Origin of the sequence: Aquirhabdus parva, assembly GCF_003351745.1 — a bacterium.
In the GTDB taxonomy this organism is placed as follows: Bacteria; Pseudomonadota; Gammaproteobacteria; order Pseudomonadales; family Moraxellaceae; genus Aquirhabdus; species Aquirhabdus parva.
Map to the genome: position 1 here is coordinate 3,241,560 of NZ_CP031222.1, position 25,318 is coordinate 3,266,877.

At 49.8% G+C, this 25,318-nt stretch carries 21 protein-coding genes; 12 read left to right on the forward strand and 9 right to left on the reverse strand.

What is annotated here, in order from left to right; translation table 11 throughout:
* Positions 1–61 precede the first annotated feature (61 nt).
* Positions 62–1,306 (reverse strand): oxygenase MpaB family protein, encoded by a 1,245-nt coding sequence (locus HYN46_RS14675; protein WP_114900084.1) that lies wholly within the window; start codon positions 1,304–1,306, stop codon positions 62–64.
* A gap of 135 nt (positions 1,307–1,441) precedes the next feature.
* Here HYN46_RS14675 and HYN46_RS14680 point away from each other — a divergent pair, with 135 nt between their 5' ends.
* Entirely contained in the window at positions 1,442–2,056 is a 615-nt protein-coding gene (locus HYN46_RS14680; protein ID WP_114900085.1) for a TetR/AcrR family transcriptional regulator, read from the forward strand.
* Between the two features lie 70 nt (positions 2,057–2,126).
* On the opposite strand, the gene HYN46_RS14685 is transcribed toward HYN46_RS14680, so the two are convergent.
* The gene (locus HYN46_RS14685; protein WP_114900086.1) at positions 2,127–3,335 is read right to left on the reverse strand and encodes an acyltransferase family protein; all 1,209 of its coding nucleotides are present in this window, start codon (positions 3,333–3,335) and stop codon (positions 2,127–2,129) included.
* A gap of 322 nt (positions 3,336–3,657) precedes the next feature.
* Between HYN46_RS14685 and HYN46_RS14690 the strand changes: the two genes are divergently transcribed.
* The gene (locus HYN46_RS14690; RefSeq protein WP_210009213.1) at positions 3,658–6,249 is read left to right on the forward strand and encodes a TonB-dependent receptor plug domain-containing protein; all 2,592 of its coding nucleotides are present in this window, start codon (positions 3,658–3,660) and stop codon (positions 6,247–6,249) included.
* An 89-nt stretch (positions 6,250–6,338) separates the two neighbouring features.
* Here the strand turns inward: HYN46_RS14690 and HYN46_RS14695 are convergent, their stop codons facing one another.
* Entirely contained in the window at positions 6,339–6,794 is a 456-nt protein-coding gene (locus tag HYN46_RS14695; protein WP_407640761.1) for a carboxymuconolactone decarboxylase family protein, read from the reverse strand.
* Positions 6,795–7,342: 548 nt separating this feature from the next.
* Between HYN46_RS14695 and HYN46_RS14700 the strand changes: the two genes are divergently transcribed.
* Positions 7,343–8,647 carry a M12 family metallo-peptidase gene (locus tag HYN46_RS14700; RefSeq protein WP_114900087.1) on the forward strand — a complete coding sequence of 435 codons (1,305 nt, stop codon included), beginning with the start codon at positions 7,343–7,345 and terminating at the stop codon, positions 8,645–8,647.
* 69 nt (positions 8,648–8,716) lie between these two features.
* Here the strand turns inward: HYN46_RS14700 and HYN46_RS14705 are convergent, their stop codons facing one another.
* On the reverse strand, positions 8,717–9,874 hold the full coding sequence (locus HYN46_RS14705) for an oxygenase MpaB family protein (protein WP_114900088.1): 1,158 nt from the start codon (positions 9,872–9,874) through the stop codon (positions 8,717–8,719).
* A 107-nt stretch (positions 9,875–9,981) separates the two neighbouring features.
* Between HYN46_RS14705 and HYN46_RS14710 the strand changes: the two genes are divergently transcribed.
* The 4 genes from HYN46_RS14710 (at position 9,982) to HYN46_RS14725 (ending at position 13,061) form a co-directional block, all read left to right on the forward strand.
* Entirely contained in the window at positions 9,982–10,608 is a 627-nt protein-coding gene (locus HYN46_RS14710; protein ID WP_162818237.1) for a PadR family transcriptional regulator, read from the forward strand.
* A gap of 236 nt (positions 10,609–10,844) precedes the next feature.
* A complete protein-coding gene (locus tag HYN46_RS14715; protein ID WP_162818238.1) occupies positions 10,845–11,825 on the forward strand; it encodes a putative solute-binding protein in 981 nt (326 codons plus the stop codon).
* Positions 11,812–12,603: a glutathione S-transferase family protein gene (locus HYN46_RS14720; RefSeq protein WP_114900091.1), complete on the forward strand. Its 792-nt coding sequence runs from the start codon at positions 11,812–11,814 to the stop codon at positions 12,601–12,603. The genes HYN46_RS14715 and HYN46_RS14720 overlap by 14 nt, the downstream gene beginning before the upstream one ends.
* On the forward strand, positions 12,600–13,061 hold the full coding sequence (locus HYN46_RS14725; RefSeq protein ID WP_114900092.1) for a hypothetical protein: 462 nt from the start codon (positions 12,600–12,602) through the stop codon (positions 13,059–13,061). Before HYN46_RS14720 ends, HYN46_RS14725 begins: the two co-directional genes overlap by 4 nt.
* Before the next feature lie 103 nt (positions 13,062–13,164).
* On the opposite strand, the gene HYN46_RS14730 is transcribed toward HYN46_RS14725, so the two are convergent.
* The 3 genes from HYN46_RS14730 to HYN46_RS14740 all read right to left on the reverse strand — a co-directional run bounded on the left by HYN46_RS14730 (position 13,165) and on the right by HYN46_RS14740 (position 17,016).
* Positions 13,165–13,584: a hypothetical protein gene (locus HYN46_RS14730; protein WP_114900093.1), complete on the reverse strand. Its 420-nt coding sequence runs from the start codon at positions 13,582–13,584 to the stop codon at positions 13,165–13,167.
* Positions 13,585–14,187: 603 nt separating this feature from the next.
* Positions 14,188–16,443: a SulP family inorganic anion transporter gene (locus tag HYN46_RS14735; RefSeq protein ID WP_114900094.1), complete on the reverse strand. Its 2,256-nt coding sequence runs from the start codon at positions 16,441–16,443 to the stop codon at positions 14,188–14,190.
* A 384-nt stretch (positions 16,444–16,827) separates the two neighbouring features.
* Entirely contained in the window at positions 16,828–17,016 is a 189-nt protein-coding gene (locus tag HYN46_RS14740; protein WP_114900095.1) for a hypothetical protein, read from the reverse strand.
* Between the two features lie 302 nt (positions 17,017–17,318).
* Between HYN46_RS14740 and HYN46_RS14745 the strand changes: the two genes are divergently transcribed.
* Together HYN46_RS14745 and HYN46_RS14750 are read left to right on the forward strand one after the other, a co-directional pair.
* The gene (locus tag HYN46_RS14745) at positions 17,319–18,221 is read left to right on the forward strand and encodes a helix-turn-helix domain-containing protein (RefSeq protein WP_114900096.1); all 903 of its coding nucleotides are present in this window, start codon (positions 17,319–17,321) and stop codon (positions 18,219–18,221) included.
* Between the two features lie 135 nt (positions 18,222–18,356).
* Positions 18,357–19,358, forward strand: a complete 1,002-nt coding sequence (locus HYN46_RS14750; RefSeq protein ID WP_114900097.1) for an aldo/keto reductase — start codon at positions 18,357–18,359, stop codon at positions 19,356–19,358.
* 66 nt (positions 19,359–19,424) lie between these two features.
* On the opposite strand, the gene HYN46_RS14755 is transcribed toward HYN46_RS14750, so the two are convergent.
* Complete coding sequence (locus tag HYN46_RS14755) at positions 19,425–21,083, reverse strand: ATP-binding protein (RefSeq protein ID WP_114900098.1); 1,659 nt, start codon at positions 21,081–21,083, stop codon at positions 19,425–19,427.
* A 161-nt stretch (positions 21,084–21,244) separates the two neighbouring features.
* Positions 21,245–21,961, reverse strand: a complete 717-nt coding sequence (locus HYN46_RS14760; protein ID WP_114900099.1) for a response regulator — start codon at positions 21,959–21,961, stop codon at positions 21,245–21,247.
* Positions 21,962–22,606: 645 nt separating this feature from the next.
* On the opposite strand from HYN46_RS14760, the gene HYN46_RS14765 reads away from it, so the two are divergent.
* The 3 genes from HYN46_RS14765 (at position 22,607) to HYN46_RS14775 (ending at position 25,198) form a co-directional block, all read left to right on the forward strand.
* Positions 22,607–23,206, forward strand: a complete 600-nt coding sequence (locus tag HYN46_RS14765) for a TetR/AcrR family transcriptional regulator (protein ID WP_210009221.1) — start codon at positions 22,607–22,609, stop codon at positions 23,204–23,206.
* Between the two features lie 131 nt (positions 23,207–23,337).
* Positions 23,338–24,159, forward strand: coding sequence for an oxidoreductase (locus tag HYN46_RS14770; protein ID WP_114900101.1), 822 nt, complete (start codon positions 23,338–23,340; stop codon positions 24,157–24,159).
* A gap of 31 nt (positions 24,160–24,190) precedes the next feature.
* Positions 24,191–25,198: an NADP-dependent oxidoreductase gene (locus tag HYN46_RS14775; RefSeq protein ID WP_114900102.1), complete on the forward strand. Its 1,008-nt coding sequence runs from the start codon at positions 24,191–24,193 to the stop codon at positions 25,196–25,198.
* Positions 25,199–25,318 lie beyond the last annotated feature (120 nt).

The window sequence follows — 25,318 nt, forward strand, 5'->3', positions numbered from 1 at the left end:
TTGGTCTGATTCACAATGACATCACGCTGACCGCATAAGTCACTGTTTGAGCACTTCGCTCCTAGACATGTGCCGGATGATGCTTATCGGGTTGAATCGTCCCGTGTCCATGCTCCCCAAACTGTGCCAGCATATCGAGCTGCGCTTGCCGTCCGCGCTGCTGGAGTGCTGAATGGATCGTCGGGACCAGACGCTGCGCGGTATAACTGACCACATTGATCGGTGCGGTAATCAGTGGAAACCACGGAAGCGTTTGCTTGGGTAACCCCAACTGCTGCATTTTTTTCTGGCCTAAGAAATAACGACTGACGCTTAAATGCTTGTGGTAGGCATACAGTCGGCGTACCGACTCCAGATTCGCGTAATGGCGACTTAACGGTTCAATCGACAGCGCCTTGCCCAACTCTTGACTCGTCCAATCGGGTGCCGACTGGGTCAGGGTGGTGTGATAAAGCAAGGCAATACTCTCGCGCTCACTGGCCAACAGCCACTGCTCATCCACCCCCATCAACCAACCGACATAGCGCCATAAGTGCATCACCGCCTTCGACTCATGCGGCGTTGCAAAGATCCCTAGCGCCCGAAGTCCGGATAGAAACACCACCGAAAACGCTAAATTGGTCGCGGCCATATCCACCTGGCAGATCGGCAATCCCCATTCATCGCTATCCCATTTTTCACTTTTGGCGAGATTACGACGCACCAGCGCATGAATGAAACGCACATGCAGCGTTGATTTAAAGCCCACCCCAAAACGCTGTAATCCTTGCGGCTCCGTACAATCAATCCACCACTTATAGGTCTCACCTACCCGTTTTGACGCGCCTTTATTCAGCGCACCCGTCATCACCAGTGCCTGATTAAAACCCGACAGCAAATAGCCCCCCATCAACGCCGCATCACGCAGCACATGATTGGCATAGGTGCCCGTGCCATGGATAAACGCGAGTGCATCATCAATCAGTGTCTGATCAAACCATTCAGGCGTGTGCTCAACATGCTTAAACAAGCGTTTAAGCGATTCTGGACAATCCTTAACCGTATGAATACCCTGATGCAGCGCTTGATCAAACTGCTGCTTGCCCACTTTAGGACTATTGCTAAACATCCATTCGACGAAGTCATCCATGATCTGATCCCCTTGCGACAAGCCGGAAATCAGCGCGCGATATTCTCTATAACTGGGTTTGAGATCCCGACCGATCACCGGCTGAAACAGTCTAAAACTGAACGGCGTTTGCTGGGTCTGCGCAAAAGACTTGGCGCGATGCGGGCGTGAATTGCTGATATCGAGTGAAGCAGTCATGCGATTCATCCAGTAAAGGTTGCATTCCACCGACAATAATACGAATATATATTCGCATTCAATTCGCATTCAATTCATATAAAGTATTCGCCAATAAGCATCGCCGACTCATACACAAGCAGTGAGCATCCCCATATGCGCAAACGTCCCAGACAAGAACGCTCCCAACAGATGGTCGAGACCCTGATCGAAGCCACCGCCCGTTGTGTCACCAAGTATGGTCTGGAAGGCGTGACCACGCCCAAGATCGCCGAGGTTGCAGGCGTCAGCGTTGGCTCGCTATATCAGTACTTTGATGATAAACAAGCGCTGATCGAAGCCCTGCTTGAACAAAAGACCCGAGAGATGATCTTGAACTTGCAACAGCTCATCACTCGTCTGGACTCCGACGATCTTGCCCACATCGTGCATGAGTCGATCCTGTTTGGCTTCGGCCTGTTTAGGCAAGAAGATGGGCTGTACTTGGAGATCGCACGCAATTGGCATCGTCTGCCGATCCAGAAGATGATCGACACCATGCAGAATTACTCACTGGATTTTGGACGTATTTATTTCCTGAAGTTCTATCAGAAATACCCGATCGAGAACCTGCACGTGCGTTTCTTTATTATTGTGAATAGCACCTTGTTCACCATGACTCAATACATGACCGCCCCGCAGAACATGATGAAGGAACAGGAGATCGTGGAAGGCTTGACGCAGATGGTGGTGGGGTATTTGCAAATGGCGAATCCGGTTAAACCTGCTTAAATACAAGAATGCCCTTCTCTTTGGGGGATGAAGACTAGGTAATACATTGACCAACACCCGAAACCCACCCTCACCGAAACTCCACAATCTGCTCGCCTTTTTCCTTCCGCATCAGCTTCTTTCTAAAGTAGCGGTTGAGCGGATCGGAATACAGTCGGGCAATCGCATAGCTGAGAATCAGGCTACCTACCGCAAAGACCACCAGCAGCAGAATCTTCTCATTACCCACCACTGACGCTGGTGGATAGAACACCTTGATCAATCCCAAGATCACCAGATGAAATAGGTAGAGTTCATAGCTGCGTTTACCCAGACTCCGGATGGCACGCGCGATGATATTCTGCTTAGCGACAGGCAACAGATCATCACTTTTTACACTGCCGTTTTTCAAAACGCTAGCCACCAGCAGAATCGCCGTGCAGAACGACATGAAGGTCACGCCCCAGATGTTGTTAGCACCAATGGACGCGTACAAATAAAACACCACCATGGTGATGATCGTGACAATCTGGATGACTTTGCTGATAGCAGGATTAAACACGATTCGCTTAACCGCAAGCGTATTCGCCAGTACCGCCGCGCAGCAGCCAATCGCAATGCCGTCAAAGCTAGAGAAATAGGCATACAGATAGGCTTCGCTATCACCATCCTGATGAAAGGAACGATAGATCGGCCCGATGATGATAAACACCAGCCAAAACAAAATCAGATATTTCGACTTCCTTAAAAACAAACAGGCTATCGGGAAGCTTAGATAAAACACCTCTTCCACCGACAACGACCACAGCACCCCAAGCGCATAGTTGACCCAGCCATACTTGATGATCAGCACATTCATCCAGAAGGTGAGCGATGCAAAGTTCACCACTGCATAAGAGAAAGGTGCGCCGTTATAGTCATCATTCAAAAAGGGTTTCAACTCAAGCAAGCTCAAGCCATTGACGATGACCAGCAGCAACAGCAAGCTTGGGATGATTCTGGCGATGCGCATGCCGTAGAAAGACCAGATATGCACCCGATCCAGACTGTGCCAGCGCTTGATCGCATGCGAGGTAATCAGAAATCCTGAAATCACAAAGAACATCGTGACCCCATAGTTACCATTTCGGGCAATGGCTCGGAGCAGCGGAAAGCCGAAAATATGGAAGTTCAGGAAGGTATCAGAGATGCGATAGGGAATATTAAAGTGATGCAAGAGCACCACTAAAATCGAGATGCCGCGTAAAAAATCAATCGTCAGGTTCCTTGAGCGAACCCCCGTGGGTAAAGTGGTTGTCATCCAGAGTAATTCTCTATAAAAATTGGACAGCATGGTTTATCTATAACAATGTTTATAAAGGAAACTTAATGCGGTTTTAAAATTTTATGTATAACAATTGAAAAGTACATCGCGCAAAAAGCGTTTAGACCAATGCAGAAGCTCATGCCTATCCACCACAGGCTGCAAATGTATACAGCATCCCCACGTCACAGATAACGTTATCAAAAATACGTGTTTGCCTGCACTGGCGATTTAATCAAGAATAGATTTGAGTTAATTTTTTTACTAAACGGTAAATATTCAGCACTTTTCTTTTTTTAGACGCTTAGGGTTTCGATTTATGTTTAACGCTTTCCGTAGAAATGATGGGGTATCTCTACGCCAGACACCGCTCACCACCCAAAAAACAGTGTTGCAAAGATCAATGCACACGCGACCAGCCATCCCATTGCCCCTCTCTATATCTGTCGGCACGATCATCCTCGCGCTGCAATCAGGCGTCGTATATGCCGAGACGCAATCCAGCACAGCAGCGACCTCTACCACCACGGCTGCACCAAGCGATAGCCGCGAGAATCCTGTTGAAGCGGTAGTCGTCACGGGCGTACGCCGAGTCAGCGGCTTAAAAGCCGTGGACAGTGCATCGCCAATCACTGTACTGGATGCGGCGACTCTCAAACGCACAGGTCAACCCGATCTGGTCCAAGCACTCGCGCAAAATGTGCCTTCCTTTACGGCTCAAGCAGCAGGCGGGGATACGGCAAGCCTGACCCTCGCCGCACAGTTACGTGGATTGAATCCCAATGACACGTTGGTGCTGATCAATGGCAAACGTCGCCATACCAATGCCAATCTGGCTGTGGATGGTAATCCCTTTAATGGCCCCTTTAATGGCGCTGCGGCTACAGATTTAAGCCTGATCCCCATCGCATCCATTGACCATATTGAAATTCTGCAAGACGGTGCCGCAGCGCAATACGGCACTGATGCGATTGCAGGGGTGGTCAATATCATCCTCAAAAAAGATGCCAGTGGTGGCAGTGTTTCAACCACGGGTGGACAATACATCGATGGCGGCGGCAAGACTGCAGATGCCTCTGTCAATGCAGGCTTTGCGCCGACTGATTCGAGCTTTATCAACGTGACGGCAGAAACCAAATTTCATGGACACAGCGTACGCAGCAGCATCGATCCGCGCATCACCAGTCCTGCCAATATTGCCGCTATACCCCACCTCACCAGCATCCCCGGCTACCCCAACCTAAGCCCCGTGGTGGGTGATGCGGCATACCATCTCAATCTGTTTTCGGTCAATGCGGGCATTGATCTAAACGAAGATCTTCAGCTCTATGGCTTTGGTACATATGGGGAAAAGACCTCTAACGCCTATGAAATCTACCGCCTACCCAATGCCCTACCTGCTCTGTATCCCAATGGCTTTGTGCCGAGCGAAACCATCGACGAAAAAGACTTCGCTTTAACCACAGGGATCAAAGGTCTGCTCTGGAATAAATGGCACTGGGATCTCTCCACCACATACGGCAGTGATAGCGATGAACTGGGCAACATCAATACCGCCAATATCTCCCTCTACCAAGATACCGGCACAACCCCGACCGAATTCCATGTCGGCAAATTCAAAACGACTCAATGGACGACCAATCTAGACGTCAGTCGTGAATTTGATATTGGCTTGGCCAAGCCAATCAATTTGGCGTTCGGCACTGAATATCGCAAAGACACCTATGCCATAGGTCAAGGTGATCCCGCATCAACCTACAAAGAAGGCTCGCAAGCCTTCCCGGGTTTTTTAGCCACTGATGCAGGTAATCATAGTCGCAACAATACCTCCCTCTACGTCGATCTTGCGGCTAATCCCTTGGAGAAGCTTAAAGTTGATCTGGCGGGACGTTATGAAAAATACAGTGACTTTGGCAGTACACGCGTGGGCAAACTCACTGCACGCTATGACTTTGTGCCCGAGTTTGCCATCCGTGGTACCGTCAGCAACGGTTTTCGCGCACCGACTTTAGCGGAAGAATACTACTCCGCCACCAACGTCAGGCCAGACTCCGCCACGGTGCAACTCCCCCCGAACGCACCGGCAGCCTCGCTCATCGGCATCAATGGTTTGAAACCAGAAAAATCGCAAAACTACAGTGTCGGCTTTGTGTTTAAACCAATTCCGAAAGCCACTATTACTTTAGATGCCTATCAGATTGATATCCGAGATCGCATCGTCAACAGTGGCACGCTCAATGGTTCAGGCTACGCTATAAATTCGCCTGCAGTACGGAGCGCGATCATTGCCAATGGCAATATTCTCGACCCCAGTGTAACCAAGACCGGGATCAGTATCTTCTCCAATGCGGTCGATACGCGAACCAAGGGAGCCGAGCTGGTGTTTAACTATGCCAGTGACTATCAGGATTATGGCCGTGTCGATTGGTCGGTTGCCGCCAGTTACAACACCACCGATGTGGTCAAAATCAACCAGATCCCCAGTCAACTCGCACCGCAACGTTTGCTCGACCAAGCGGCCATATCTGACCTTGAAACCGCAACGCCCAAGTACCGTGTCAACTTAGGCGCCCTCTATCGCAATGGCCCTTGGACAGTCAGTCTACGGGAGTCCATTTACGGACCGTCTTCAGAATACTCAGCGGCACCCGATGGACAAACCTTTTACAAGTCCACGATTTCAACCAAGTTCATCACCGACTTGGAAGTCGCCAATCGTCTAACCCCATCGGTTACCGTAGCAATCGGGGCGAATAATCTCTTTAATCAATATCCCAACAAAGTGAATGGTGAATTACTCGCGATTGAACAAGCTCAAGGCAGCTTCTTAGCCGGACGGGATCTACCGAGCTTTTCACCGATTGGCATTAATGGCGGTTACTACTACGGCAAGCTGACCTATACGTTTTAATACGGTCACGCAGAATCTCCACGCATAGCCACTCGCAAAACAAAACCCTCTCATCGAATGAGGGGGCTTTGGTTATTGAACACTGGCAATCAAGGTTTGACCGGATAACGACTCGAAATTGCAATTCTGTTCCACGCATTAATTACCACACCCAACCATTCAATGGCCGCCACTTCCGCTTGCGACAGCACATTCGCCGCCTCATCATAGACCGCATCAGGTACCTGCCCCACAGAGATCAGGGTCACCGCCTCGATCAGCGCCAAAGCCGCACGCTCCTTCACCGTAAAATATCCCGTCTCACGCCATGCCGGCAGCACATTAATCCGATCACGACTCTCACCGCTGTCTTCGGCATCTTTACCATGCAACCGCACGCAGTAAGCGCACTGATTGAGTTGAGACGCACGCAAACGGAGCAGATGGGCAAAGCCCTCTTTGATCCCCGCTTGTTCGAGTTGCTGCGTTACCAGATTGTCGAGCTGAGCCACACCCTGATACATCTCTTGCGATGCCTTGCCGAGGTTAATCCGTGAACTGCTCATGGTCATTCTCCTGTCTTTTTATATTCATATTTTTTGTCTTTGAGAAGCCCGATTCACAGACGAAAACGCTCAAAGGGGATAGATTTATAGTGTGTTTGCAGGGTTTAAAGATCAAGGGATGGTTGCAGGAAAGCAACAGAGTAAGGGTATGGGCAGAGAGGTCATAGATGCAAAGCATAGTGCCTCAACCCAATGTCTTAATCCCCCGTTAAATACGGTCTCGCGGCCTGATGCCCCCACTATTCAAAATTTCTGATTCTTTTTCATATCGATATATGACGATCCACATACTCAAAATTAAACTCATATTTTACATATACATACCAAAAGGTAAATTCAAAACACGGATTTTACTTAACTATTTACATGTTTAAAATTTACGCTACTATCAAGCACGGCATGATTTATTCCATGCCGAACGCTGCATGACTATAGAAACAAAGATAGAAAGATCGATAGAAACAACGTTTTAAGCTGCATTATTTTTTAACCGTATCTGGCGACGATACGTCTATATCCATATTTTAAAAGCATAGGATTTATAACGCATGAAACTCTTATCCAAGATGATCGCAGGCATCGTCCTGTCCTCAGCAACTATGACTTCCGTCTACGCGGCCCCCCTGTTTAGCCCAGTCTCTCCAGATCTATTGACGCAAGCGCGGCAGGGTCTGACAGCAGGGGCCAGCATTCAGTCCAAACAACTGAGCCGTATCCAAGGCAACGCCACCACCAAAGGCTACAGCCTCGTCAACATCAACACCGCCACGCTTGATCAAGCCAGTCTGGATTTGAATCTGAGCAGCACCGATACCGAAGTGGCCACCCGTAAAAAGATCAATAAACGCAGTGCCAGCGATTACTCATGGTTCGGGACCACCAAGGAAGGCTATGCCCTGCTCAGCGTGCACGGCGATGCGGTCGAAGGAATCATTCATAAAGCAGGCAAAGTCTATCAATTGAAATCTCTCGGCAGTGGTCTGCATGCCCTTGTCGAAATCGATCAATCCAAATACCCGCGCGATGAGCCACTGGGGTTTGACAGCACGCCTGCCATCAACCCGCTATTCTCCGACGTGCTGCGCCCCATCACCCAAGCCACCTTAAACAGCGCCAAGCCCAAAGCCACGGTCACGGCTGCGGCAGCCACACCCGTGATCGATGTCCTCGTTGCTTATACACCTGCGGTGCTATCGCTCTATGCCGATACCGATGCCTTGCTTGCGCATATTCAGTTAGCGGTTGATGACGCCAATCAAAGTTATACCAATAGCGCTGTTAACGCGAAACTCAATCTAGTCAAAACGACTCAAGTCACATACACCGAAAATGCTACCTCCTCGCAATCCATCCTCAATGACTTCAAGGGAAAAACCGATGGCTATATGGACGATGTCCATGCTCTGATCAGCAGCAGCCTTGCAGATGTCAACGTCCTTATCGTCAATAAAAGCGGGCTGGATTCCTGCGGTATCGCCGCCACCATCGGTGGTGCAAACACGACCAATGATTTTGTCGTAGTACAAGATAGCTGCGCCGTCGGTAACCACTCCTTTGCGCATGAACTCGGTCATATCTTTGGTGCGCGCCACGACACAGGTTCCGACCCAACCAAAACCCCATATGCCTATGGACATGGCTATCACTATGCCAGCGCATGGCGCACGATCATGGCCTATCCGGCTTCTTGCCCTAGCGGTTGTACCCGTCTCGGTTACTGGTCAAACCCCAATGTCACCTATCCAACGGTGGTCAATGGTGTGACCCAAGCCATCCCAATGGGCACGACCACCAAGGAAGACAATGCACGCGTGTTAAACGCCAATGTCAGCGTGCTGGCGAATATTCGCTAAGTCGCCCTCATCTCTCATCAAAAACGACAGCCCGTAAACTCTGCAGGCTGTCATTTTAAGAATGGTTATTCAATGCGGCTGGTAATCCGCCGCCACCCCAGCAAGCCCACGCTTGACCATATTATTCACATAATGCTTGCCAAAGGATTCGGCACGACGTGCCACAGCGGGTATCCACAGCATCCAGCTATACAATCGCAGTCCCAGTACAAACACACCTGCAAGCCATGCCCCGATGGGATGGCGCGGAATACCCATCGCATCGGCCTTGTCATCCCCCAACATCCGCCGCGCCAATACCTCATGTACAGATCGCGGCACCCGCTCTGCATCTGGCAGTTTTTTCAGGCCCGTCAGCAGCACCTCTGCCAGTAAACGGGAGTTGTCATCAGGGCTAAAGCACAGCGGTAAGATTCGTGCATCGATCGCCTTTTGCTCCTCCACAGTCTCACCCAGTAGTCCACGTGGTACGCCGAGTAAGCGCGTCACATAACGCCAGATCAGATAGTAGCCCTCATACTCATCGGGCTGGATGCTGGCGCCAAGTGACTGCAGCCGCTCCAACACCATCTCACCAAAGAACAGAGGTCCGGCGGCAGTATGCAATTGGTTGATTGGCTGACCATGAATCACTTGCCAACCGCCCGTGGACACCAGACGCATCCGCACCATGGCATGCATCAGCCGCACGCGTAAACAGATTTCCCATGCCGCACCGCCGGGTCTCAGTGCCTCAGTATCCAGCACGCCAAAGAACAAGGTCGAGGACTCAAACAACCGCCGGACCACGTTCTGCTCCAAACGCCCCGTGCCTGCAAGAATCCGCGCCGAGTCTGCACTAGCAAACGTCGTCATCAACCCGCCGTGTATCAGCGCGATCATCAACTGCGGGAAGTGGCGGTATGCCATCTTGCCGCCGCGCCGCATCAAATCAAAATCCACCCACTCCGGCACTGCCTCCATATCCGCCAAAAAATCACGGCAGACCGCATTACCCTCACTTGCCAGTTGTCGAATCGCAGGCAGCGGACGACTGAGTGGTAATTGACGCGCACGCAGTTCGGTCACCACGCCTTCCGCAAGCGGATCACCCTGCGCAAGCCACGGTGCCAGTGGCATCGCCCATAACCATGATGTGCGCGACAAACCCGGCAGTGGGCTGGTGGCGAGATGCGGGTTCAGCTGATCAGGGTCAAATAAGGCGGAGATTTCAGCATAAGCATCCATGGCAGCACCATTACGGTTAGAAAAGGAGATTTTCAGGTTAGCAAATGCATTTTATATATTCAACATGTTGAATATTAAATCTGACGAATGGATGGTAGCATCATTCTTTGCATCGGAGGTCTGCCATGTCATTACGTCACGTCCTGCTCGTCTATCTCGGCACAGGTGCCGCTAGCGGCTATGACATTGTCAAAGGCTTTCAGCACACTTATGGTTATCTATGGAATGCCAGCTTCCAGCAGATCTACCGCGACCTTGCCAAGCTCCACACCGACGGTCTGATTGACTGCGAAGTCGTCGAGAATGCTCCACGTCCACCACGTAAGGTCTACCAGCTCAATCCCAAAGGCTATGAAGCCATGCAGGATTGGCTTGCCGCACCGCTAAAGCTACCGCATATCAATAGCGCCCTTCTAGTCAAGCTGGCTTCGATCCACTTGCTAGATCGCAATGTCTTTGTCCAGGAATTCGAGCAGCACAAATTGGCGTATCAGAAAACACTGACCGATGTTTACCGCATGCAGGCTGTTTTCCAATCACTGCCTCCCACCGTTCTGGAAAAATTTGAAGGGGTGTACCTGACGCTAAAGCACGGGATCGGCCAAATCGAACGCTGGCTGGAATGGGCGAAGGAAGTCGATGTCTTTTTGCAAAAGCAAAAGTGGCTCGAAATCACACCTGCTGATGCGCAAGTCTTCACGCAAGTGATTCAACGCAGCAATCCAGACAACTAAAAAAAACCTCCCTGCCCCAATACGAATTCGATCGATAGCCACCCTCATTCGAGGGTTTCGGTCATGTCCAGTGATTTAAACAGTAAATATGAGCCGCATCGACAACCCAATGAATCGGGCCATACGAATTTTCGCACTTTATTATATTCATCAAATTTACTATTCAACATGTTGAATATTTAAATTGCATCTGCTAGCCTAAAAAACATCCACTCTACTCTCAAGGGAAGATGAGCATGAAAATCGGATGTTCCCTACTCATCATGTGCTTGCTTACAGTAGGCTCTGCACAGGCGCAAACCTTCTGTGTTTTTGACATGGTCGGCGCGCAAGGACCGCTGGCGCTGGCCATGCGCGATTACGCCGCACAGGCCAAGGCGTGGGGTGCCAATATCACCATCCGCTCCTATGTCGCAGAGCGCGTGGCAGCGGAAGACTTCAAAGTAGGACAATGTGATGCCGTGTTACTCACGGGTATCCGTGCCCGTCAGTTCAACGCCTTTACGGGCAGCATCGACTCGATTGGAGGGTTACCCGACTATCCGCAATTGAAATTGCTGATCAATACTTTAACGCGCCCCGAAGCCAGTAAGCTGATGACCGCTGGTAACTACGAAGTGGCGGGTCTAATGCCCCTTGGCGCCGCTTATATTTTTCTGCGTGATCGCCGGATCAATAGCGTGGCAAAAATGGCCGGTCGCAAGATGGCTGTGCTCGACGATGACAAAGCACAACTGGTGATGGCAGAACGCATCGGTGCCCAAGCGGTTGCCAGTGACGTCACTACCTTTGCCGGAAAATTCAATAATGGTCAGGTCGATGCTGCCGCATCCCCAGCCGTGGCTTATCTGCCACTGGAACTGTACAAAGGTGTAGGCAGCACGGGTGCCGTCTTAAAAATGCCTGTGGCGCAGCTCACTTTCCAGATGGTGATCCACCCTGAAAAATTTCCGGCAGGCTTTGGTCAGCAATCACGCGCGTATTTCTATAGCCTATTTGATCCCACGCTTAAAACCATCCGTAGCGCCGAAGATGACATTCTATTTTTCTTCCCACCACCCGATGGCGATGCACCCAAATACCGAGAAATGATGCGCCAAGCCCGCATCAGCATGACGCAAAAAGGCATCTACGATCCCAAGATGATGACGCTGATGAAAAAAATTCGCTGCCGTGTAGAGCCAGAACAATCGGAGTGCAGTGATGGACAAGAGTAAGCGCGTGCTCTACCAATTCCCACTCTCGCTCTACTGCGAGAAAACCCGCTGGAATCTGGATGCCAAAGGACTGAATTATACTTGCCGCGACTTGCTGCCGGGTCCACATGCGTTCATGGCTTGGTGTCTGGCAGGTCAGCGTTGCCTGCCCATACTCCGCGATGAACGACAAATCGTGGGAGATTCGACAACGATCGCACTTTACCTTGAACACCATTACCCTGAATCACCGCTATTGCCCAGTGACCCCATTGCCAGACAACAAGTGCTCACACTTGAGGATGCGTTCGATACGCTGGGCGATCATGTGCGGCGCTATTGCTGGAGCATGGCTATCGACAGCCCTGAAGTCAGCGATATCTTCTTCGGCTTCACGGGTTACACACGCTGGCAGCAAATGTTGGCTGCATACAGCAGGCCACTACTCAGACTGATGATTCGACATACGTTCAAGATCTATGAACCGAGGGTTGCCAAGTCTTGGCTGTATATTCAAAGCGCCCTGCAACAGATCGAGCAACTCTTGCAGGGGCGCGCAGATCGTTATCTCGTTGGCGATCACTTTACCCTCGCCGATCTCACGGCGGCCAGCATGCTGGCACCCTTGATTGGTCCAAACAACAGCCCATGGTCAGATCATCGAATACCGCATTTAGCCCAGCAACAACGTGCCGAATTGCGTGCCCATCTGGTGGGGCAATGGGTATGGCGTCTCTATCACGACCATCGCGTTCATCCCAACGACATGTCACACAGTGTCATTCAGGAGCAATCATGAAAAAAAGTCTCATGTCCCTACTGGCAGCATGTGCCTTATCAAGTCAAACGCATGCCGAAGAGATTAAGCCCGATACCGCCGCCCGCTTCATCGCCACTTTCTATCAAGCCATACAGCAACATGATCTGACAACCGTGAGCCGGATGATCGATGATCATGTGGTTATCAAAGTGCTGTGGATACAGGCCGCTCCTGCGCAAACCTTTAGCTTGAGCAAAGCCGACTACCTCCAGCAGTTGAAAGCCACATGGCACTTTGCATCTAATGATCACTACGAGATCAAAAATCTAACCGCCAATATTGTCAATGGCGTGGCTGTCGTGACCTTACAGGACAATGAAAGCCGTGTGCTCTTCGGCAACAAGGCAGGCCAGTTGAACAACCTAAAGATCAGCCTCAGCGGTGATAATGGCAATCCACGTATCGCCACCATTACCAGTCAAACAGCATTCTTATAAAAACCAGAAAACCACTGCAAGCAGTGGTTTTTTTGACATGACAACAATAGCTTGTGGACGCGGGTTTAACGCCCGCCATCTCCAGCCAACCGACACATCAGACTTAGCCCTGTGGGATCGGACTCAGCGCTGGATTCGGATTCACTTGGCAGTGGATTGGGATCGTCGCGAATGTATTGGCTGAGTCAGCCTTCAGCACTTGCTTGCTATATGGACCATCGGTAGTTTGCACATGCACCGTCAGTGTACCCGAGCGGTTTTTGCTCAAGCAGGCGACTTGTGCCTTATTGGTACCGGCGATTGGCTTTAAGCTGACATCGCGGCCTTGCCAATGATAGTTATAGTGCACGCCCTCTACTGGCTTGATCACATTGGCTTCACAGGCACCGCCTGTCGAGCCTTCACATGACAAGGTAATTCCCGCCACACCCGGGATCACTTTCCCCTCTTCCGCCTGTACATTCACACTTGCAACCAGCCCAACCACCACGCCTAATAATACTTTCAACGAAAAATGTTTCATGATGCATCCTAATAATAGTCTCAACAACAATGCCAAGCTGTACGGCACTTAAATTCAATCGGTCATCACGACCTCATAACCTTAATCGCGTCAGATCAGCTCCGATACAACAAGATCTACTCTAAGGGATATATGACAGCATAATGACAAAACACACCATTCATATATAAAAAATACACATATAAACCCGAATTATTAATAACGCGTATATTCGGTTTGTTTTATATATCTAAATCGACAATATAGGGTATATGAGATTACAGATGAGCAAACATTATGGGTTTAATTGAAATTAAATATTTAATATAAAACAATACTTTTTTATTATTTATTATTCATTTATTTTTATTTAAAAATAGCCTACCTACTGCGCAAATAAATCATTTTGCACAATCAGCATTCCTTAAAAATATTATCCAATTCCGCATTAAATTAAAATTGATACTGGCAAGCCATATAATCTTAAATTAATCGACACTGTTGACGGCTTTACATTATCTTTGCAACGTTCAAAACGACTGCACACGATGCGACAGTGAAGCCCTCAACAGCGATCGATAGCCCTCCTCTTAAGGATAAAAAGAGGGCCTCTGCATCAGGACATTAGGCAGGCAACAACGCCGGCTTGTGGATCTGGGTGATCTCCGCGGTTTCTTCAAAGAAGGTCACCTCACCACTGCCCACGTCATAGATCGCACCGACCAACGCCACCTCGCCACGCTCAATCATGCCGCGCAACACATCACTGTTGCTACGAATAAAGTTCATGGTATTTTGCACATTACGAATCGCCACACGGTTGACGAAGTCAGTCGTGACGCCATCATCACCATCAACCACCCGCTCCTGCTGTACTGCCTGCATGATCGGACCAATGATGTATTTGATGTGCGGCGCTTCTTTGGACTGTGCCACATCGACGTTTTGATATGCCATCTTGCAGGCCGCAGTCACCGCGCCACAGTCGGTATGACCCAGCACCACCAGCAGCTTGCTACCCTTCAGGTTACAGGCGAACTCCATGGAGCCGAGTACCTTTTGCCCTGCGATATTGCCAGCGATGCGCATACTGAAGATGTCACCCACACCCAAGTCAAAGATCAGCTCCGTCGGTGAACGTGAATCCATACAGCCCAGCACAGCGGCAATCGGATGCTGTCCGCTCGAAGTAGCGCTGACCTGATGCGCCATGTCTCGGTGCAGGCGCTCGCCTTTAACAAAGCGCTGATTGCCTTCTTTTAAGATCGTCAGCACTTGTGCAGGGGTGAGCTGCGTTTGCACTTCCCGGGTACTGACATCGACATGCTGCACCTGATCTTCCATCTCGCTGTAATGCTTTTTAAAGCCGATCAGACTGACATTGATATGGCGCATCACCGCTTCCTGATCACGGAAATCAATGATGAGTTGATAGATATCAGGATCGATATAATCCGTGATGCTCGCATCAATGATCACATTGGCGTGATTCGGCAGACCGTTTAAAGACGATGACAATGCCGCACGATTCAAAAAACTCACCTGCGAACCCAACTGCAAACGCGTCACATCACCACCAAGATGATGCTCCTTGATGGTATGTACCCCACGGCGCAAGTTGCTATGCAGGATGAAGCCCATGCTGATCACTAGACCGATGATGATCCCGACCAACAGATCGGTGAAGATAATCGCCACAACCGTGACCACAAATGGCCAGAACTGCTTCCAGCCCTCACTGTACATTTGATAAAACAGCGCCGGACTCGCCAGTTTAAAACCGGTCAAAATCAGGATCGCCGCCAAAGCCGACAGCGGGATGGTATTGATCAGGCTCGGCAGCGCCAATACCGCAATGATGAGCAAAAAGCCATGAAAGATCGCCGAGAAGCGTGTCCGCGCACCCGAACTAGCATTGACTGAACTACGCACAATCACGGATGTGATCGGCATGCCGCCCAGAAAACCCGACAGCGTATTCCCTGTCCCTTGCGCAAACAATTCACGATTCGGGGATGCCGCACGTTTGAATGGATCGATCTTCTCCGATGCTTCCAGATTTAAGAGCGTCTCCAGTGAAGCCACAATCGCCAAGGTAATCGCACCGGTATAGATCACCGGATCGTTCCAATAGCTAAAGTCAGGAAACAAGAAGATGCCTTCGGGGTGATTCATCACATCCGGCAGGTTAATCAGATGCGATGGCACAATCGCCAGCGGTGAACCCAGCGCAATAAAAATCGAATTCAGACCCGCACCCAACACCACCGCAACCAGCGCGGAGGGAATCATGGTTTTCTTTAAGCGCGTCTTATCCCACAGCAGAATCGTGGCAATACACAGGAACCCGATCAGCGCTGCACCCAAATTAATATTGAGTGACAGCAGTGCGGTAAAGGTATTCGACCCATCGCTTTGCACAAAACTGATATTGTCGGTATTGATCGACTTGCTATAGCCCACCAGATGCGGCAACTGGGTCAGGATCAAAATAATACCGATCGCTGCCAGTAGCCCACGAATCACATTGCTGGGAATATAGTTGGCAAAGAAGCCGAGCTTCAGCGCACTAAACACCAACTGCAAAATCCCGGCAAGGATCATGGTGAAGAGAAACGCCTCGTAGTTGCCGTGCAGCTTATCGAGCTGCGCCAGAATAATCGCGGTCAGACCTGCGGCAGGTCCCGACACGCTGATGTGGGAGCCGCTAAGTGCACCCACTACAATACCGCCGATCACGCCAGCAATGATGCCGGATAGAATCGGTGCGCCAGAGGCATGAGCAATGCCCAAACACAAAGGCAGTGCCACCAAAAACACCACCAGACCCGAGAGTGAGTCCTTCAAAATATCTTTCATCTGTAATCGTGCAGATAACATCCCGTTAACCTCAAGGTTTCAAAAAAAGAAGAAGATTAGATTGATCGCTATGAGGCTAAAGGGTTTCGCAAATGGCTTTTGATGATGAATTGTGGAGATCTCATCGAGGCCATGTCATAAATCTGTCATTTTTGTATGAAATTGCTTACATATATGGTTATTTTGTAAGCATATACTTACATTTATTGGCGCTTTTCGCTAAAGTTCTCTATTTTTCGTTACGTTATAGCATGTCAGGCGTAATCGCTCAGACATAAAAAACCACTGCCGCGATTGCGAGCAGTGGTTTTTTAACGCCTTGCCTGTATTCTCTTTTGATTGAGGAGGTATTGAGTCAGCTTCTCGTCGGACTGGGGAGCTCGACATGCAGAGAGTGACCCCATACTACAGATCAGCAATCGCGACGACCGTAACCATCAGCCACAAGAACGTTCCAAGCATCATCAAACTCATCAACACATGCCGAAAAAACAGATAAACGTAGTGGAAAATCTCATCCAATGTGGCATTTTTCACATCTCCACGCTGCAAGCGATCTGTAAACGTTTCCGTGGAGACCAGTGTGGATGTCATAGAATGATCTTTGAACATGATAGCGTGACCTTATCGGATAACTGATGTCATGCAGTATTCAGAATTCGCTATAAAAACGGTCGAGTTTATGCATGCTTGGGCATAAAAATCATATCAATGAGCCCTCGTGGATGTCCTGTCAAACATGACCCTTGCAACAGGGTTATCTCATGCGGACAAAACCAATCACACCATCTTCTGCATTTGACCCCACAAAAAAAACAGCCTATAAATAAGGCACCATTATTTGATTTCTATAATTGAATCACCATCCCTTGGCTTAACGCCTTCAGGTCTATCTTATGGAAACCCTCCACGATTTCTATCATCGCTTTGCACTCACCAAGAATAACCCTGAGTCAATCAACCTGACCTCTTTTGGTCATTTCAATGTCTTTAAGCGGGACGCCTGCTCGTTTCTAACCCCCTATAGCCGACGCGACTACTATAAGATTTCATTAATCTTGGGTGTTGGCGAACTGCATTATGCCAATCGCTGGATCAAGGTTGATCGTCCTGCATTATTGTTTTCCAACCCCATGGTGCCTTACGCTTGGGAAACCGCCTCATCCGATCAAGATGGCTGGTTTTGCCTGTTTACGGAAAGCTTTATCAGCCAAGAATCCCGCCAAGGCTTCCTGCATGAGTCGCCGCTGTTTAAAGTAGACGGCAATCCCATCCTGTTTTTGAATGACGAGCAGGTTCATGAAATATCGACTATTTTCAAAAAAATGAATACTGAGATCGCTTCAGAGTATGCGCATAAATACGACATGCTGCGTAGCTACCTGCATCTGATTGTGCATGAAGCCCTGAAAGTGAATCCGCCGATAAAGTTTGAAAAGCATGGCAATGCATCAAGCCGCATCTGTCATTTATTCTTTGAACTGCTTGAACGACAGTTTCCGATAGACTCACCGGAGTACCACCTCAAGCTTAAAACTGCCAATGACTTTGCCTATGGCCTATCGGTACATGTCAACCATCTCAATCGCGCGGTGAAAGAAGCCACTGGCAAAACCACCTCAGAACACATCAGTCGCCGCATCACCGATGAAGCCAAAGCACTCCTGCAATTCACCAATTGGAACATCTCCGAAGTTGCTTATAGCCTAGGCTTTGAATACCCCGCCTACTTCACCAACTTTTTTAAGAAAAATGCCGGACTCTCTCCGAAAAACTTCCGCGAGGCCTGCACCGCATAATGCGCTGAACCTTGTTTGAATTTTATAAGAATTGGTTTGAATGTTATACGTGTCTTAAGCCCGAAGTTTCCTATACTTTTTTTGACCCACAGACTCACCGCATAGTCTTTCATCATCTCAAAAAAGGATACGGTCATGAAATATAGAGAACTCGGTCAAACTGGTGAGAAGCTATCCGCCATCGGCCTCGGTTGCATGGGCATGAGCTTCGCTTACGGCAGCTCCGATGATCAACAAAGCATGGATACGCTGCATAAGGCACTCGATCTTGGAATCAACTTCTGGGATACCGCTGATATGTATGGCAACGGGGCCAATGAAGAACTCCTAGCGCAAGTCCTGCAAAGTAACCGTGACAAGGTCTTTCTCGCCACCAAGTTTGGTTTTCGTTTTAAGGGCGATCTCGCCCAGCACAGCAACTCCAAAGACACCTATGTTGATGGCTCACCTGCGTGGATACGTGTTGCAGTTGAAAACAGCCTTAAACGCCTGAAGACCGATGTCATCGACCTCTACTATGCTCACCGCATCGACCCCAATGTGCCCGTCGAGGACACCGTCGGTGCAATGGCCGATCTGGTCAAAGCCGGTAAGGTCCGCTACTTAGGTCTAAGCGAAGCCTCTCCAGAATCGATCCGAAAAGCCCATGCGATCCATCCCATCGCCGCCTTACAGTCAGAATACTCCTTATTATCCCGCGACATCGAAGGTGAGATTTTAAACACCACGCGTGAACTGGGAATCTCCTTGGTACCGTACTCGCCACTGGCACGCGGTCTGGTCACTAATGCCCTCAATGTGGATCAGCTTGAAGACAGTGACTTTAGAAAAATGCTGCCGCGCTACCAAGGGGATAATCTGAAGAATAATCAGGCGCTCGCCTCTGCTTTTGCGGCCTTCGCCCAGCAAAAAAAAGCCACCGCTGCACAGCTTGCCCTCGCATGGGTACTGGCGCAAGGTGATGGCATCATCCCCATCCCCGGAACACGAAAAATCAATCGTTTAGTCGAGAATGCCGGTGCCGTAGACTTTGAGCTATCTGCCAGTGATCTTAAGACCATTGACGAAATTCTGGCAACCTACCCTCATGTCGGCGCGCGCTATACCGAGACACAGTTGAAGCAAGTGAATCATTGAGCGGTGCACACCCATAAAAAAAACCACTGCAAGCAGTGGTTTTTTTATGTCTACAAGTGATCAGACTTACTTCATCTTCACCGGCCACACCATCATAAAGCGTGCCCCTCCCAAGTCGGGACTCTGATCCACATGAGCGACGCCGCCAAACCAGAAGGCAATCTTGGCCACAATCGATAACCCCAGACCATAACCCCCTGATGCCCGCGTGCGGCTATCATCCAAACGTGCAAACGGCTGGAAAACCTTGGCGCGATCTTTCTCGGGAATCCCCGCGCCGTCATCTTCGACACAGATAAAGGCATAGCGCTTATCGCCCTTACCATCAATCCCCGAACTGATCCGAATCTTGCTGTTGGCATAGCGCATCGCATTACCGGCAAAGTTCTGTAGCACCCGATGCAGATAACGACGATCAGCCAATGCCACATCCGATTGATTCGGCTCATAGACCTCAATGATGGTCGGCTTGCCAAGCGCACGGGTTTCTTCACCCACTTGACGTACGATCTCATACAGCGGGATCGATTCGACATTTAAAGAGGGCGTGCCCTGCTCAAGCGTGGCGTAAGTCAGAATCTCATCAATCAGCTTATTGAGCTCTTCGATGTCTTTATCAATCTTTTCCTGCTGATCCCAGCGTGAATCGACATCGTCAGTGTCCGCCAGCATATCCACCCCGAAGCGAATCCGCGCCACAGGGGTACGCAATTCATGCGATACCGCCCTCGTCAGTTCACGCTGCGCTTCGATCAAACGCTGAATGTGCTCAGTCATATTGTTAAAGGTCATCGCCAAGTGGCTCACCTCATCCTGACCCAGCACTGGCACACGCGCCGAGAAATCACCCGAACGCACTTGGATCACGCCCTTTTGCACCATGCGCAGCTTGCGATCCAGCGGCCAGATCAGCGCATAAACACCCAGCAGGATCAGTACCAAACTGGATATGGTAACAATCGCAACCAACCGAAATGGCATCGCATTAAACAGCGCAATCGGACCAATCTCCAGCACCTGCGAACCATCCGCGGTGTTAATCGGGCCCAGAATACGCAGGGTGGGATTGCGACTGGTGCCCGTATCACGATACACCGGCACTACATCTTTGCGCAGGATCCGCTCGCGCTGATCTTCATCGAGGTTTAGATCGGTTATCTTTTTCAAAGACAAGCGGAACGGTAGATGCTTGTTCAACTCATTCAACCGCTCTTGCTCATGACCGACATAGTGGGTCAGGTCTTCCAGCAAGAAAACACCCAAGGCACGAATCTGCTGCTCACTGACCCGATCCACATGGGCGTGTAGCATCACATCACGACCGGGAATCGCCGTATAGATGTCTGCATAAGACTCACTGGGTTGGCCGGACATCGACGGCGCACCCGATTCATAGCGCACCACCGACTTACCCGCTTGTACTTGCTGATTTTCATGGCGACTGAGCGTCATCAGCACCTGTGCGCTATCAACAACCGTGAGCTGTTGATTGAGCAAAAGCGAGGCATCATCCAGCCAGTCCTGCATCGCCTTAACGTCCGGCTGACGCGCTACCCCTTGGGCAATGATATAAAACGCACCAGACGCCATCGTCTCGCGATACTTGTCTATGCGATAGGCGTTGACCTCGTCTACCAATACATAGGCAAACAGACCCACCAGCGCACAGACCAACAGCAGTCCCGCGTAGATTTTTAGAAAAATACTGTAGCGCAGCTTATCCATGACTAAAGCCTATCAATCCATCGCCCGTGCATCAGGTGAGATGAATTGCTTCGAATGAAATATAAAACCGTAGTTTAAGCGATTAAGGAATCTGTATAAATGACAAAGGCAGGAATGATCCTGCCCTCGTGTGACGCTGTTCGCGGTCCGTCAGAACCGGATTACGCAGCAATCGACTCTTTAACGAAGAGATAGCCTTTACTGCGTACAGTCTTGATGCGTTTTGGATTTTCAGGATCATCGCCAATTTTTGGACGGATACGTGAAATACGCACGTCAATCGAACGATCCTGACCATCGTACTCAATACCGCGTAGACGTTCAAAGATGTCTTCACGGGACAGGATACGACCTGCATTAGAAGCCAGTAGCCACAGCAAGTCATATTCTGCGCTGGTAAAGTCTACAGGCTCGCCTGCCAGAGTCACCGAACGACCACCATTATCGATCACCAGATCATCAAACTCTAAACGCTGAGCAACATCTTCTTCGATGACTTTATCTGTACGACGCAGCAAGGCACGGATACGCGCTAGTAATACGCGTGGTTGTACGGGTTTAGCCACATAGTCATCTGCACCCATTTCCAGACCCAGTACTTGGTCCATGTCATCGGTACGTGCAGTCAACATCAGAATCGGGTGGTTATAATGAGGACGCACTTCACGGCAAACGGTCAGACCATCCGCACCTGGCAACATCACATCCAACACCACCAGATCAGGTTGCTCAGCAACGATGCGGCGGATCGCACGATGACCATCAGTCTCTACACCGACTTCCAAACCATTACGAATCAGATAATCTTGTGTCAATGTGGCCAAACGTTCGTCATCTTCTACAATCAAGATACGTGGCAATTTTTCTTCTTGCGTCATTACATCTCTCCAAGCCTTATATGGCTATATTTTCCAAACTTCAATACTGTGTGAATGTTTCAATCATATCCCGTTCGACTGCAAGGAGATCTGGGTAGCTGATCGGTGTGATCGTCGCACGCCCCTTGCAGTTCATGTTTCAAATCATGCAGTAATCCATCGCCGTTTACAATGTAAACGAGATGTCCTTCACGAAACTGATACATCCATGAAACGTGTAAACAGCACAATCTGCACTATTGGTTACATTTCAAAAAGCACCATTCAGCACGCGTATTTCGTCATTAAATTCACCTAGAATAATTTAATAAACACCAATTAAAACAGATAATTAATCACTTAAATATTTTGCACAATATCCCTTTGTAAAAACCGACCAATCGCACAAATTTGTCCGAGCAATTGTGGAGACAGTTACATTCCATCAATTATTTTTTAATTTTGGCGGATGGCAATGTTGCACATTTTTACAGCATTTGGCACGCGGAATGCTTAAATCGGCACGCTTAATTAAGACATCAATTGATCACGGTGGACTGCGTCAGGTGCTCGTTTGCCCAAGGCCTCCTCATCAGACCTCTGTCCAACACATCACTCGCCTTCGTCCACTGGTATTTTCCGCCCAACTAGAATATGATGATCATCATGAAAAAATCACATTCAGACAAAATCAGCAAAAAGAAACTCTCACACGACCGGATCGTCGAGGTCACCTCGCACGCAATCCGCAAGAGTGGCTATGACGGCACTGGCATCGCTGACATCATGAAGCAAGCAGGACTCACCCACGGGGGGTTCTATGCCCACTTTGATTCGCGCGAAGCATTATTGGCTGAGGCCGCGGATCATGCTGGAGCGGATTCAGTCGCCTTAGCAGCAAGTATCGCCGCCAGTGCACCGTCCGGTCAGGCGCTGGCAGCAATGCTACAAGCCTATCTTTCAGAGGCGCACATGCAAAGCATCGAATTCGGCTGCCCCATTGCTGCGCTGGGTTCAGAGATGCCACGTCAGGCGGATGAGGTTCGTCACGCCGCCACACGCCATATCAAAGCCATGATCGATCTGGTGGCGCGTCAGTCTCCGGACTGGGGACAACCTGCAGCGCATGAAGAAGCCCTGTTTACCGTGGCGGCAATGGTCGGCACCCTACTGCTGGCACGTGCGGTTGATGATCCCAAGCTATCCAGCAACCTCCTAAAAGCCAGTCTGAAGCACTTAACACCCGACTCTCTAACCATGCCCTAGTCGCTTATTGCAAAAGCATGAATGAACGGTTTCAATTCGTTTACATAAAAATATGATGATCATCATATTTTGTGTTATCTTAAGGATCAGCCCATGGGACTCCTCCCCATCACCTCGATAGGACACCAATGATGAACAGTAAAATTGCAATCGTGACCGGTGCATCATCCGGAATCGGCGAAATAACCGCAGAAGTTTTAGCCAAAGCGGGTTACACCGTATATGGTACGAGTCGACGCGGTACAGCGTCGGGCAAACGCCCTTTTGAAATGCTCGCACTCGACGTTACCAGCGAAGAATCGGTTCAAGCAGCCATTAATGAAGTCATCCGCTTGCACGGCCGCATTGACCTGCTGGTGAATAACGCAGGCTTTGGCGTTGCGCCTGCTGGCGCGGAAGAAAGCTCGATTGCACAGGCACAGGCCATATTTGATACCAATTTCTTTGGCATTGTGCGCATGACACGCGCAGTCGTTCCACACATGCGCAAGCAAAAGAGCGGTCGCATCATCAATATCGGTTCCGTACTCGGCTTCCTGCCCATGCCTTATATGGCACTCTACGCCGCAACCAAGCATGCGGTCGAAGGCTACTCCGAGTCGCTTGATCATGAACTCCGCACTTGGGGAATTCGGGTTTCAGTCGTTGAACCGGCCTATACCAAGACTGGGTTTGATGCCAACCTGCTTGCGCCCGATGAGAAACTGATTGAATACCAAGCCATCCGCACCGCAGTTGATCTGCGCATGAAAGAAATACTGCAAACCGCAGACGCACCACTCGTCGTGGCCAATACCGTCCTTAAAGTCGCGCAGAGCGACCACCCCAAGCAGCGCTATACCGCAGGCAGCACAGCCGGCCGCCTAAAATTACTGCGCCGCTTTGCCCCAGCGGGTGTACTCGATGCGGGATTGCGTAAAGATCTCAAACTCAGTTCGGTGTCACAGCACTAACGAATAGAATGAGATTGCGGAGAAAAATAATATGAAAGCCTTTATCATTGATCGTTATGGCAAGTCCGCTGTCGGTCGGATTAGCGAGACGCCCGCACCTATCGTGGGTGCGTACGATGTCCTCGTCAAAATCCACGCCACCAGCATCAACCCCTTAGATCTCAAGATCCGAGAGGGCGCATTTAAACTGATCCTGCCCTATCGGCTACCGCTGATCCTGGGCAATGATCTGGCGGGTACAGTCGTTCAAGTCGGCGCTAAAGTCACACGCTTTATCGTCGGCGATGAAGTCTATGCACGTCCCGATGATGATCGTATCGGCACATTTGCCGAATTGATTGCCGTGCGTGAAACTGCGCTGGCCCTAAAACCCAAAACGCTAACCATGAATGACGCCGCCTCAATTCCCTTAGTGGGTCTAACTGCGTGGCAAGCACTCGTCGAAAAAGCCCAACTCAAGAAAGGTCAAAAGATCCTTATCCACGCTGGTTCAGGCGGTGTTGGCACGTTTGCTATTCAACTTGCCAAGCATCTGGGGGCAACGGTCGCCACCACAACCGGCACCGCCAATGTCGACTGGGTAAAGAAACTGGGGGCCGATATCGTGGTGAACTACAAGACCACGGCTTTTGAAAATGTCCTGCATGATTATGATGTCGTTCTGGACACCCAAGGCGGCAAGACGCTTGAGCAGTCTTTAAAGGTACTGAAGCCCGGCGGTAAACTGATCAGCATTGCAGGCGCACCGGATCCACAATTTGCCAAAGACATTCATGCCAACTGGGTTGTGAAAATCGCCGCTTACCTTTTAAGCTTTAGTATTCGCAAGAAAGCCCGCCGTCAGAACATCAGCTATTCATTTCTGTTTATGAAAGCGAACGGCGCACAGTTAGGTCAGATTACCGAGCTCATTGATCAGGGTGTGATTCGCCCTGTGGTGGATCGGGTCTTTGCTTTTGAGTCGATCGCGGAAGCACTCGCCTATGTAGAACAAGGACGAGCTAAAGGCAAAGTGGTAGTGAATCTGATCAAATCATAAGTTTACTCCAACGCCAGATGCATAGTGACCGCATCTGGCCAAGACAATAAATCCGAAAAAACCTCCCTATAAACACTCGACTAACCCATCCCAGCCTCAATCCACATATCTATTTTTTAT